The 12,316-nt window shown below is 73.7% G+C and carries 10 protein-coding genes; 9 read left to right on the top strand and 1 reads right to left on the bottom strand.

The window, feature by feature from the left end:
* Nucleotides 1-48: 48 nt before the first annotated feature.
* Nucleotides 49-933, bottom strand: a complete 885-nt coding sequence (locus V6V47_RS10965; protein WP_334627999.1) for a hypothetical protein — start codon at nt 931-933, stop codon at nt 49-51.
* A gap of 132 nt (nt 934-1,065) precedes the next feature.
* Here V6V47_RS10965 and V6V47_RS10960 point away from each other — a divergent pair, with 132 nt between their 5' ends.
* The 9 genes from V6V47_RS10960 to V6V47_RS10920 all read left to right on the top strand — a co-directional run bounded on the left by V6V47_RS10960 (nt 1,066) and on the right by V6V47_RS10920 (nt 12,276).
* The gene (locus V6V47_RS10960) at nt 1,066-2,220 is read left to right on the top strand and encodes a sensor histidine kinase (protein ID WP_334627998.1); all 1,155 of its coding nucleotides are present in this window, start codon (nt 1,066-1,068) and stop codon (nt 2,218-2,220) included.
* On the top strand, nt 2,217-2,822 hold the full coding sequence (locus tag V6V47_RS10955) for a response regulator transcription factor (protein ID WP_334627997.1): 606 nt from the start codon (nt 2,217-2,219) through the stop codon (nt 2,820-2,822). Before V6V47_RS10960 ends, V6V47_RS10955 begins: the two co-directional genes overlap by 4 nt.
* 130 nt (nt 2,823-2,952) lie before the next feature.
* Nucleotides 2,953-3,486, top strand: coding sequence for a 2'-5' RNA ligase family protein (locus V6V47_RS10950; protein ID WP_334627996.1), 534 nt, complete (start codon nt 2,953-2,955; stop codon nt 3,484-3,486).
* A gap of 154 nt (nt 3,487-3,640) precedes the next feature.
* Entirely contained in the window at nt 3,641-4,384 is a 744-nt protein-coding gene (locus V6V47_RS10945; RefSeq protein WP_334627995.1) for an ArsR/SmtB family transcription factor, read from the top strand.
* Nucleotides 4,385-4,773: 389 nt separating this feature from the next.
* Nucleotides 4,774-5,832, top strand: coding sequence for a cytochrome P450 (locus V6V47_RS10940; protein ID WP_334627994.1), 1,059 nt, complete (start codon nt 4,774-4,776; stop codon nt 5,830-5,832).
* A complete protein-coding gene (locus tag V6V47_RS10935) occupies nt 5,829-6,635 on the top strand; it encodes an isocitrate lyase/PEP mutase family protein (RefSeq protein ID WP_334627993.1) in 807 nt (268 codons plus the stop codon). The genes V6V47_RS10940 and V6V47_RS10935 overlap by 4 nt, the downstream gene beginning before the upstream one ends.
* Before the next feature lie 128 nt (nt 6,636-6,763).
* Nucleotides 6,764-7,723, top strand: a complete 960-nt coding sequence (locus V6V47_RS10930) for a DUF5715 family protein (RefSeq protein ID WP_334627992.1) — start codon at nt 6,764-6,766, stop codon at nt 7,721-7,723.
* Between the two features lie 4 nt (nt 7,724-7,727).
* A complete protein-coding gene (locus V6V47_RS10925; protein WP_334627991.1) occupies nt 7,728-9,317 on the top strand; it encodes an asparagine synthetase B family protein in 1,590 nt (529 codons plus the stop codon).
* A gap of 259 nt (nt 9,318-9,576) precedes the next feature.
* Complete coding sequence (locus V6V47_RS10920; RefSeq protein ID WP_334627990.1) at nt 9,577-12,276, top strand: fibronectin type III domain-containing protein; 2,700 nt, start codon at nt 9,577-9,579, stop codon at nt 12,274-12,276.
* Nucleotides 12,277-12,316 lie beyond the last annotated feature (40 nt).

The following is a 12,316-nucleotide window of genomic DNA, read 5'->3' as shown; positions in this document are numbered from 1 at the left end:
ACGTCCACCAGCGCTGTGCGGCGCGGTGAGCGGCGGTCCTGCGGGCGGTCAGCCGCCGGTGGTGAGCAGCGCCAGGATCATGGTGGCGGCGACCACGGTGTCCAGGACGCCGCACCACTCGGCGTACCCGCGGGGCACCACCCGGGCGGTGCGGTGGTGCACCAGATCCCAGCCGGCGTGCGCCAGCCAACCCAGCGCCACCAGCCACGTGGCGGCCCGTCCGCCGACGGCGACCGCGACCAGCGTCAGGGCCGCCCAGCCGGCCAGGCCGACCAGTTGGGTGACGAGCACCCCGGGCCCGCGCAACGTACGACGGGCCACCCCGATCAGCAGGTAGCCACCGGGCAGCACCAGCATCGTCCACGGGCTGAGCGCGATCGGATCGACCCACAGGTCGACCGTCACCAGCAGCACCAGCCCGGTCGGCCAGCGACGGGCGATCGCCACCACGGCCGGGTGTCGACGGATCCGCGCCGGCACCTCGTGCCGGTGCCGCACCGCCACCAGCACCATCGCGGGCACCATCAGCAGGTGGCCGCCGAGCATCAGGGCGTCGCCGTCCAGCAGACCGGTCCAGAAGGGCACGAGCAGCAGCAGGAACGGCACGTACATCGCGGCGGCCATCTCGGCGACCCCGCGCCAGTGGTGCGCCCGGTAGCGCATCCACACCGTCATGCCGGCGGTCATGTTGGTGGCCATCACCAACGCCGCCACCTCCGGGCGGCCCAGTGGCGCGGCCGGCCCCAGCGCGGTGCCGGCCACGTCCCACACCGGGCCGAGGAGCAGCATCCCGGCGACCATCGCGAGCACCATCTCGCCGAGGTGCCGCAACAGCCGCCGTGCACCGCCAGCCGGCGCTGCCGGCTGATCGGCCGGCGGCAACTTATTCGACGGTACGGGGAGAGCGTCAACATGCGTCAGTGTCGTTCCCATGCCGTTCACCCTGCCGGCCCGCGGGCGCGGCGGGCAGGCCCGTCCGTCACCGGAAAACCGTGCGGACCGCACGGTGCGACCGTGACATTCCGCAGGGGTGTACCGGGCGCGGGGCGGCCCTACGATCGACGCGTGGCGAGTGCGGCGGTTACCCCCCGAGCGGACCGCCGGCTGCACCGGGCGCGGCAGGGGACCCTGGTGTCGCTGGCCACCGGCCTCTGGGCGAGTGCCCTGCTGCCCGCGGTCGGCCTGACCCGCGAGCCGGACGGGGTGCGGGTGCTGCTCGGCGCGGTCGGCATCCTCGCCTTCGTGGCCACCCAGACCGCCGTGCTGTACGAGGCCGTGACGCCGTGGCTCGACCAGCGCTGGCGACGACGCGCCCAGCTCAGCCTGATCGGGGTGGCGGTGCTGACCGTACCCCTGGTGGGGCCGGTTGCGGCCGGCGTCTGGCCGACCTGGGCCTGGTTGGGCGCCTCACTGATCGGCATGACGCCGCTGCTGGTCCGCCTCCCGGCCGCGCTGGCGGTGGCGGCCGGCACCCTGCTGGTCTCGGCCGGCGTGGCGTGGTGGACCGGCGGCGCAGTCTGGCGCAACCTGGTCGTGACCGGCGGGATCGGCGTGGCCGTCGCGGCGGTCAACGGGTTCCAGGTCTGGTTCTGGGACCTGCTGGTGGAGGCTCGACAAGGGCAGGCCGCCCAAGCCCGACTGGCCGCCGCCGAGGAGCGCCTGCGCTTCGCCCGGGACGTGCACGACATCCTGGGGCACAGCCTCACCGTGATCGCGTTGAAGGCCGAACTCGCCGCCCGCCTCGCCCCGATCGACCCGGAGCGGGCCGGTCGGGAGGCCGCCGAGGTGCAGCAACTCGCCTCATCCGCGCTGAGCGAGGTCCGGGAGACCGTGCACGGCTACCGTGCCGTCGACCTCGGCGAACAGTTGACCGCCGTCGCGGGTGTGCTGCGCTCCTGCGGCGTGCGCTGCACGGTCGTACCGCCGCCGGTCGACCTGCCGCAGGCCGCCGCCGCCGAGCTGGCGGCGGTGCTGCGCGAGGCGGGGACGAACGTGCTGCGGCACAGCCGGGCCGAGTGGTGCCGGATCCACATCGACCGGGAGGGCGACGTCGCCAGGATGACGGTAATCAACGACGGCGCCGACGACCGCGGCCCGGACTCGCACAGCCACGGCCTGCGCGGGCTGGCCGATCGGCTCGCCGCCGCCGGTGGGGAGTTGCGGGTACGCCAGGAGGACGCCGTGTTCACCCTGGAAGCCACCGTGCCGGTGACCCCGTGATCCGCGTCCTGCTCGCCGACGACGAGGAGTTGGTCCGGGTCGCGGTCGCCGCGCTGCTGGGTCTGGAGCCGGACATCGAGGTGGTGGCCCAGGCGGCCGACGGAGCGGGGGCGGTCACCGCGACGCTGGCGCACCGTCCGGACGTGGCCGTGGTGGACCTGGAGATGCCCGGCCTGACCGGGATCGAGGTCGCCGCCGAGCTGACCCGGGCCCGGCCCGAGTGTGCGGTGGTCGTGCTCACCGGGCACGGCCGGCCGGGCCACCTGCGCAAGGCGTTGGCCGCCGGCGCACGGGGCTTCCTGCCCAAGGGTTCGCCGGGCGGCGCGCTCGCCGACGTGATCCGCCGGGTGCACGCCGGCGGCCGGTACGTCGACCCGTCGTTGGCAGCCGACGCGTTGACCCTGCCCGCCTGCCCCCTGTCCCCACGCGAGTTGGAGACGCTGCGGCTGGCCGAGTTCGGCACCCCGGTCGCGGTGATCGCCCGCCGGGTGCACCTGTCCGACGGCACCGCGCGCAACCACCTCTCCGCCGCCGTGCAGAAGCTCGGCGCGGCCGACCGTGCCGAGGCGGTGCGCATCGCCCGCGACAACGGCTGGCTCTGATCCGCCCACGTCGGCCGTGCCCCTCCGGAGGTCGCTGGCGGTCACGATCAGGTTGGTGGAGCTGGCCAGGTGCACCACCCGCGGTCCGCTCGGGGGTACCTGCGCGGGCTCATCTCGATAGCGTGAGTGCGTGCGTACGGTGGAGTTGGTCTGCTCAGGCGGCTTGGACGCCGTGGTCCGATCGGTCTGGGACCGGATGGCCGAGGCCGGGTTGCCCAGCCTGGCCCGCAACACCCACCCGACCAACCGGCCGCACCTGACCCTGGCCGCCGTCGACGAGTTCCCGCCCGAGGCCGAGCACCGCCTGGCCGAGCTGTTCGACGTGGCGCTGCCGGTGCCGGTGACGCTCGACCGGATCGCCGTCCTCGACGGCAGCGCCCCGCTGGTCTGGCTCGTGCGACCCGCGCCGGCGTTGACCGCGCTGCACGCCGCGGTGTGGGACGTTCTCGCGGGGGCCGACGGACAGCGTCCGTGGCACGCGCCGGGGGTCTGGGTACCGCATCTGAGCCTGGCACTGCGATTCCGCGACGCGGATCTGCGGCTGGCCCGGGCCGTCGCTGGCGGTCAGCGGCCGGCGGGCACGTTCGTCGCGGCCCGCAGCTACGACGGCAGGGACCGGACGGTGGGCCCACTGACCCTCCAGCAGCGCGCTGATCTCGGGTGATCGACACGGTGTCGGTGATATCGCGGTATCCCGCTGCCGTGATGGCCCGACGTCAGTGATCTCGAGTCGATCAGGCCGGGCCCGCCGAGCCCAGAGGCCGGGCAGCGCATCCCCGACCGATCCGTCCACCACCGATCGGGGCGATGATGGTGCGATGAGCGCTGTCACCGAGGGCCGGGGGATGGCCGAGCTGGCCGCCCTCCTGGCCGACGGCACCCGGGCCGGCATCTGCGTCGCGCTGCTCGACGGCCGCGCCTGGACCGCTGGAGAGCTGGCCCGGCGGGCCGGGGTCGCGCCGTCCGCGGCCAGCGACCATCTCACCCGGCTGGTCCGGGGCGGGCTGCTCGTCGAGGAACGGCAGGGTCGGCACCGCTACCTGCGGCTGGCCGGGCCGTCGGTGGCCCAGCTGATCGAGGACCTGGCCGGGCATGTGCCGGCTCCACCCGCGCCGGCCGGGTCGCTGCGCGCGGCCACCGCCAGCGCCGCACTGGCGTACGCCCGGACCTGCTACGACCACCTGGCCGGGCGGCTGGGCGTGCTGATGTACGACGCGCTGCTGGCGGACGGGCGCCTGGACCGGGCCAGTGGGTTGGCACTGACCCCGGACGGGTGGGCGTGGGCGGCCGAACTGGGCGTTCCGGTGGATGTGCTGCGGAGCGCCCGACGCCCGGTGGTCCGTGACTGTCTCGACTGGACCGAACGCCGGCCGCACCTGGCCGGTGCGCTCGGCGCGGCGCTCTGCCGCCGCTTCGCCGAGCTGGGCTGGACCACTCCGGGCGCCGGCCGCGCGGTCCGCCTCACCCCGAGTGGTCGATCCGCCCTCGCCGCAGCGCTGGCCATCCGCGAGGACACCCTCACACCCACCCCGCCCGCACCCGCCACCAGCGGCCGCGCCTGACCTCCGGTCACCGCGTCCGCGCGTCCAGCGTCGCGTCGCGTCGCGGCGTCGCGCGGCGGGGCGCGGCGGGGCACAACATCCTGGATGTAGTGGCATCCCTGCGCGCCGAGGCCACTACATCCAGGATCCTGCGTGACGTTGGCGGCGGCCCGGCGGCGCTGCCTGGTCCGGCCCGGCCTGGCCCGGCCCGGCCTGGTCCGGTCCGGCCCGGCCTGGTCCGGTCCGGCCCGGCCTGGTCCGGTCCGGCCCGGCCTGGTCCGGTCCGGCCCGGGGCGGGGCGGTGCGGGCCCTGCGCGGTGGCGGCCTGGCGCGGCGCGGCCTGGCCCGGGCGGGAGAGCGCCCGGAACAGTTCGGTGTGGGGCGAAACGACGCCGTCCTACGGTCGGGCGGTGACTCTTGCCTGGCCTGATATCGCGCCCCCTACGGGAACACCGGCGGGTGAGCCGCCCACGTTCGTCGCCGGCCGTGGCTGGTGGGTGACGCGGCACGCGGACGTACGGGCCGCGTTGACCGACCCCGTCTTCCAGGTGCCGGCCGTCGACAGCGGTCCACCCGGCAGCCTCGCCTGGCTGCGCGCCACGGTCAGCCGGTTCAGCCCGCCGGAGCGGCACCCCGAGCGCCGGACGATCGGGGTGAGCGCGCTGGCTGCCCTGCACCCGGACGAGCTGCGGCACGAGGCGGCACACCTGACCGCGGCAGCGTTAGACCACGCAGGTGGCCGTCTCGACGTGATGCGCGACCTGGCTAGGAGGGTGCCGCTGCGGGTGCTGGCCGGTCGACTCGGCTTCACCGATCCGGCAGCCGCCGGGACGGCGGTCGACGTCGTCGCTGCGGCGTACCACCCAGGGGTTGATCCAGCGTTGGTCTGGCGGGCCGACCGCGCGGTGGCGGCGCTGGTGGCGCTCTCGCCGCCAGCGCCGCCGGAGGTGCGGGCGAACCTGATCGGTCTGCTGGTCCAGGCGTGCGACGCGACCGCCGGCCTGATCGGCGCCGCCGCCCACCATCTGCTGCCGCCGGCCGGCGATCCGCCGGACCTGCCGCCGGCCGGCGACCCGCCGCGCCCGGTGGCGACCGCCGATCTGCTGGCCAAGGTGCTGCGGCTCGACCCGCCGGTGCGGGCCACTCGCCGGGTCGCCGCCCAGGGGGTACGGCTGGGCGGGCGGGACCTGCCGGCGGACAGCTTGGTGCTGCTCCGCTTCGACGCGGCCAACCGCGATCCGGATGTGTTCGCCGAGCCGGGGGCGTTCCGGCCGGGCCGGCCGGACGTGGGGCTGCTGACCTTCGGCGCGGGGGAGCGGGCATGTCCGGGTAACCGGCACGCGCTCGCCCTCGCCGCCGGGGTGCTCGGCGTGCTGCGCCAGCGCTGCCGGCGTACCGGATCCGACCTGCGCCACGAGCCGCACCCGACGCTGCGCGTCCCGACGAACCTGGAAGTGACCGTCCAATGAGTGACCGCCGTGCGGCGTTTCACGCCCTGCACCACGCCGCCCGTCCCCTGCTGTTGCCGAATGCCTGGGACCACGCCTCGGCGGCGGCGCTCGCCGCGCGTGGCCATCCGGCGATCGGCACCACCAGCCTCGGGGTCGCCGCGGCCGCCGGCCGACCCGACGGCGAGGCGGCCACCGCCTGGGAGACCCTCGCCCTGGCCGGCCGGCTCGCCCGGCTGCCGGTCCTGCTCACCGTCGACGTGGAGGCCGGGTTCAGCGACGACCCGGCGACGGTCGCCGGGTACGTGGCGGAGCTGGCCGGGCTCGGCGCGGTCGGGATCAACCTGGAGGACGGGCGTGCCGACGGCACCCTCGCGGACATCGACGCGACCGCCGACAAGATCGCGGCGGTGAAGGCGGCAGTGCCGGACCTGTTCGTCAACGCCCGCACCGACACCTGGTGGCTCGGGTTGGCCGACCCGCTGCCGCAGACCCTGAACCGAGCGCGGGCCTACCGGGCCGCCGGCGCCGACGGGATCTTCGTGCCCGGCATCGCCGAGCTGGCGACGCTGCGCCTGCTCTCCGAGCGGATCGACGCGCCGCTGAACGCCCTGCACCAACCGGGCGGGCCGGGGCTGGCCGAGCTGGGCCGGGCCGGGGTGGCCCGGGTCAGCACCGGCTCCCTGCTGTTCCGGGCCGCGCTGGCCGCCGCGCTGGACACCGCCGCGGCCATCCGCGCCGACACGGTCACCACGCCGCCGACGCCGCCGACGCTGCCGTCGTACGCCGAGGTCCAGGGTCTGGTGGCGGCGGCCGACAACTGACGGTCCGGCGCGTCGGGGCGCTCCGTTCGGGGTGGATAGGAGGATTGTTCGTTCCATCCCGAGTCCTGCTGATTACGGTGTGTTTCAGGGCGATCCGTCAGTGCCGTGATCGGAGAGAGGACGCCGTCATGCGTGTGCCCAGCCGTAGCCCGGGACAGCGTCCCGTGTCGCCGACCGCCCCTGCCCGCCGCCGGCCCTCCGGCAGCGGCCCGCGCCGCCTGCCCGCCCCCGAGCCAGACCTCGCCGCCTACCGGGCGGCCGTCGCCGAGCTGCTGGTCGAGGTGGGTGCCCTGGCCGACGCGGCCAGCACCCGGGCCCGGCAGGTGCTGATCGACGAGCGGCTCCGCGAACCGGCGCTCGCCACCGTGCTCGACGCCACCCCGCAGGGGATCCTCGGGGCACGCGAGACGCTGCTGCTGGAGATGGCCCGCTACCAGCCGAACGAACGCACCTCGGCCCGGGACCTCACCGCGCTGGTCCGGATCTACCTGCTCTCCCGCATCGACGTGCTGTGGTGGCAGGACGCCCCGACCTTCGTCACCGACGACCAGGTCAACGGCAGCGCCGACCTGGTCGACCTGGAGTGGCTGCGCCGCCGCGACCTGTTGCGCTTCCGGTACCAGGAGCAGCCCACGACCGTGTTCGGCCGGGCGGCGCGCGGACTGCGCCGCCGGCTGCTGCCGGACGCCACTCCGCGCACCGCCGGGCTGCTGTTCCGTCGCGCCCGCCGCGAGGTGGTGGCGCTGCTCAACGAGCTCGGGCGGGACTTCGCCGAGGCCGCGCCGCCGGCCACCCCGCCGCTGTGGGTGACGAGCCTGGTCCGCAGCGCCGAGCACCAGTACCGGCTGCGCCGCCTGGGGTACGCCGCGATGCTGCCCAGCGGGCACTGCCTGGGCTACGCCGTGGACGTCGAGCTGGCCTGGTACGAGCGTTTCGGCGCACGGGACGCCCTCGGCGAGCTGTTGTTGGCCCGGCAGGAGAGCGGCGAGCTCAACGTGATCGACGAGGGACAGGCCTGGCATCTCTGTCTCGCGCCCACCGCCCGGCGCCGGCTGCGGCAGGCGTACGAAGACGAGATGGGGATCTGAGTCGATGTGCGGGATCGCGTTGAGCATCGGCCCCGAGGCCGACCCGGCGACGTTCCGGCGGATGCTCGCCGTCCTCGCCTCCCGGGGTGAGGTCACCGAGACCCGGTTGGAGACCGGGCTGCTCGCCGGCACCCGCCGGCTGCGGGTGGTGGACCGGGACCGGGCGGTGCAGCCCTGGACGTCGGTCGACGAGCGCTGGCTGCTCTGCTTCAACGGGGAGATCTTCAACTACCGGGAGTTGCGGGCGCAGCTGACCCGGCTCGGGCACACGTTCCGCTCGTCCGGTGACACCGAGGTGTTGCTCGCCGCGTTCGAGCAGTGGGGCGAGGCTGCGGTGACCCGGCTGCGCGGCGAGTACGCCTTCGCGGTCGTCGAGCGCGCCACCGGCCGGGTGTACCTGGCCCGCGACCCGCTCGGGGTGAAGCCGCTGTACTGGTCCCGGCGGCCCGGCTGCCTGCACCTCGCCTCCGAGGTCAAAGCGCTGGTCGGGCACGGCGCCCCGATCGCCGAGGTGCCGCCCGGGCACCACGGCTGGGCGGATCCGGACGGGCACCTGCGGCTGCGTCCGTACGCCGACCTGCTCACCCTCGGTGAAGGGCTGCCGATCGTCGACGACCCGGACGAGGCCGCACTGCTCGTCCGTGCCGCGTTGTGCGACGCGATCCGGATGCGGGTGGAAACCGACCTCACCGTCGGGGTGGTGCTCTCCGGCGGGCTGGACAGCTCGCTGGTCCTGCGGCAGGTGCGGGACCTGCACCCGGACTGCGTGGCGGTGACGGTCGGCGTACCGGACAGCCCCGACGTGGCGTACGCGCGACGGCTCGCCGCCGACCTCGACGTGCCGCACGTGGTCGTCGAGCTGCGTCCGCGCGACATCCGGCTGGCCGACGTGCGCGAGGCGATCCGGATCTCCGAGCTGACCGAGTACGGCGACATCATCAACGCGGTGGTCTCGGTGCCGGTCTTCCGGCGGATGCGCGACCTCGGGATCAAGGTGGTGCTCACCGGCGACGGCTCCGACGAGCTGTTCGGCGGGTACCCGATGTACCGACAGGTCGACCCGCTCGGGTCCCGTCGGCTCTTCCGGCACCGGATCCGCAACCTGTGCCGTACGGAGTTGCAGCGCGTCGACCGCACCGCCATGGGGTACGGGGTGGAGGCCCGGGTGCCGTTCCTCGACCTCAGCGTCGTGGAGTTGGCCATGCGGCTGCCGCTGAACCTGAAGCTGCGCGATGGGCAGGAGAAGTGGATCGTCCGACGGGCGTTCGCCGATGTGCTGCCGGACTACATCCTGCGCCGGCCGAAGAGCCCCATGTCGTACTCCTGCGGCCTGCACGAACGGGTCCGGCTCTACAAGCCGCTCTTCGCCCGGCTGCACCGTGCGTTCGGGTACGACCTGCTGGAGCCGGTCCGCCGCGATTTCGACACCGTGCTGAGCCGCTGCGACAACGACCTGGACCGGGCCATCGCCGCCGGGCTGGACCGACCGGACTACACGGTCCTGGAACACGCCCGCGACCTGGTCGGCGCGGCGAGGTGGAACGCGCCGCCGATGGTCCGCCGACTGGTCGGCCCGCGACCGCCCCGCCGGTAGTCGGGTTCCGGACATCCCCCGCGCACGCGGAGGTTTCCCGGCCCGCGCATATAGCCCCTGAGCTGCGAAGACTGGTAGAACCGAATAGAGATCCGTCGCTCAATACGTGAAATCCGTTACGTGAGTTCGGGTCCTGTTTCCGCCAGTCGCCCTGCGGCCGGGGGCGTCAGGCGCGTGGCCACCGTGGACAGATAACCGGTCGCCCGCCTGTCTTCCTTCAACCGTGGTGGTCCATGTCCCTTGAAGAGGGAGAACATCCATGTCCCCAGTGCTCCGCGCCCGTCCACGGGCCCTCACCGCATGCGCCGCCATCCTGGCGCTGCTCATCAGCCTGCTCATCGCACCAGCGACAGCGTCGGCTCGCGCCCCCAGCCAGACCGCCCCGCCACAGTCGGCGCCGGCGTTGTCGTCGCCCGTCACCACGGAACGGATCGTCGAGCGGATCGCGCCGGTGGCGGCGCAGTCGCCGGCCGCTCCGGCCGCGCCCTCCGCGTCCTGGTTCGCCGGCACCGCCACGGTGACCTGGAAAGCGCCCGCCGACGGCGGCGCCGCCCTTGACGGGTACGTGGTGACCGCGTACCGGAGCGGCAAGAAGGTGAAGTCAGTCAGCTTCGACGCGTCGAAGACCAGCCAGAAGATCGCCGGATTGACCGCGAAGGGGCGCTACACCTTCACCGTCGCCGCGAAGAACACGGTGGGCACCGGCCCGGCCAGTAAGCCCTCCACCGCTGCCAAGATCATGGCCCTGCCGGGAGCGCCGACCATCATCGCGGTCACCGCCGACACCGCCACGGCCCTGCTGAGCTGGACGCCCGGCCCCAACGGCGGCTCACCGATCACCAACTACATCGTCACACCCTGGGTCGGCGGGATCCGTCAGCCCGCCCAGACCTTCGGACCGTCCACCACCAACACCGTCACCGGGCTGGTCCCCACCACCACCTACCGGTTCACCGTGGCCGCCCGCACGTCCCAGGGCACCGGTGCCGAATCGGCCCTGTCCGTTCCGGTGACCGCGAACGTGTCCCCGACGCTGCTGTTCGACCACCCGACCGAGGCGACCGTCGGGATCGCCTACGTGGCCACCCTGAACATCACCCACGGTGTGCCGCCATTCGTCTGGTCCGTCGCGTCGGGCACCCTGCCACCGGGGCTGCTGCTCAACCCGCTGACCAACGGCATCTCGGGCGTACCGACCACTGCCGGAAACTATCCCGTGGTGATCCGGGTCGTCGACGCGAACGGCCAGACCGGCACCCGGCTGATCGTGTTGGTGGTCAACCTGGCACCGACGCTGGCCTTCCCGCCGCCTCCACTGGGCGAGGTCGACGCGCCGTACGCCGAGCAGCTCAACGTGGTGGGCGGCACGGCGCCGTTCACCTGGACGCTGGCCACCGGGACCCTGCCGCCCGGGTTGACGCTCGACGCGGCATCCGGCCTGCTGTCCGGTCGGCCGACCCAGGTGGGGGCCTACCCGTCGACGGTCCGCGTGACCGACGCCAACGGCCAGACCGCCACCCGGGCGATCCGCATCCTGATCCAGGCCGCGAGCGTGGCCACGCTGACCGCGTCCACGAACGCCACGGTCTTCGGCACGGCGGTGCAGTTCCAGGTCCTCGTCGGCCCGGGCGTCGCCGAGGGCAGCGTGACCCTCATCGACGAGCTGCCCAACGGGGTGGAGACGCCGCTCGGCACCTTCCCGCTGAGCCTCAACGTGGCCAACTTCCAGATCTACGTGCCCGCGTTCGGCCACAACCAGTTCCGGGCGCAGTACGACGGGACCGGCCCGTTGGGCGAGGCGGTGTCCAACGAGATCACCGTCGAGGTCTCGGCGGCCCCCCGCCAGGTGGTCATCGACCAGTTCGCGCAGTCCGGCATCAGTGGCATCACCGACCAGTTCGTCTCGCTCGTCAACAGTACCGCGATCAATCTGCCGATCGCCGGGTTCAAGGTCGAGGCGCCCGGCGGGCTGTCCATCACCATCCCGGGCACCGCTCGGCCGCTGGGTCCCCGACGCGGTTACCTGATCGCGGCCACCAACTATTCGCTGTTCAACATTCAGCCCGATCTCATCGTCCCCAGCCTCGGCCAGGGCGGGCTGCGACTGGTGGCACCCGACGCGGCGAACACGATCACCGACCGGGCGGGGTCGACTCCGGGCTTCTCCGAAGGCGCGCCGCTGCCCGCCTTCAACGCGCCGCCGTTCGTTCCGCACTCCTGGAACCGACTCCGGGTCGCCAGCAACCTCCAGGACACCGCCAACAACGTGGCCGACTTCCGGCTGACCGCCACCGTGCTCGGCCCGATCAACGGGGTCCCGTCCACGCTCGGCAGCCCGTCGCCACAGAACACCCTCGGCACGTACCAGCAGAACGCCGCCATCCAGTCGACGTTGTTCGACCCGAACGTGGCGGTGTCGGTCGCGCCCAACCGGGTCCGCACCGCGAACAGCCTGGTGATCCGGCGGACCCTGACCAACCGATCCAACGCCGCGATCACTCAGGCCCGGATCCGGATCACGTCGCTGAGTGCGGAGAACGGCGCGCCCTATCCCGGTGGGCCGTCGCCGGCGCTCCATTCCAACCTCCGGTTGGTCAACCCGTCCAACCCGACCACGTCGATCACTATCAGTGATGGTCGGACGTTGCTGGTGCGCAACCTGTCCATGGACTCGCCGGCCACCAGCCCGCCGGGCGGCGGGCTGGGCACCACCCTGACGATCCCGTTCGACCTGGGTGGTCTGGCGCCGGGTGCATCGGTGCACGTCGCGCTGACCTTCGCGGTCGACACGCCCGGATCGTGGTGGGTGGCGTACGACATCGACGCCCTCGGCGGCGGCACGGTCCCGACGGTGGCGGCGTCGGCGAAGGGTGAGAAGGCGGCCAAGCAGCGCGCGGCGGACGCCAAGCGCCTCGCCGAGTCGCGCAAGTTGAGCGTCGAGAGCGGCACCTTCCGCTGACGTTGAACGGTTGATGGTGCGGGTGGCGCGTCACCAGGAG

The organism is Micromonospora sp. CPCC 205539, from assembly GCF_036906815.1.
In the GTDB taxonomy this organism is placed as follows: Bacteria; Actinomycetota; Actinomycetes; order Mycobacteriales; family Micromonosporaceae; genus Micromonospora.
Note: the sequence above shows the minus strand (reverse complement) of the source record. Positions and strands in the feature narration are given on the sequence as shown.

Coding starts and splice junctions, on each gene's coding strand:
- V6V47_RS10965 (WP_334627999.1), bottom strand. CDS start 933: ATGGGAACGACACTGACGCATGTTGACGCTCTCCCCGTACCGTCGAAT.
- V6V47_RS10945 (WP_334627995.1), top strand. CDS start 3,641: ATGAGCGCTGTCACCGAGGGCCGGGGGATGGCCGAGCTGGCCGCCCTC.
- V6V47_RS10935 (WP_334627993.1), top strand. CDS start 5,829: ATGAGTGACCGCCGTGCGGCGTTTCACGCCCTGCACCACGCCGCCCGT.
- V6V47_RS10930 (WP_334627992.1), top strand. CDS start 6,764: ATGCGTGTGCCCAGCCGTAGCCCGGGACAGCGTCCCGTGTCGCCGACC.
- V6V47_RS10925 (WP_334627991.1), top strand. CDS start 7,728: ATGTGCGGGATCGCGTTGAGCATCGGCCCCGAGGCCGACCCGGCGACG.
- V6V47_RS10920 (WP_334627990.1), top strand. CDS start 9,577: ATGTCCCCAGTGCTCCGCGCCCGTCCACGGGCCCTCACCGCATGCGCC.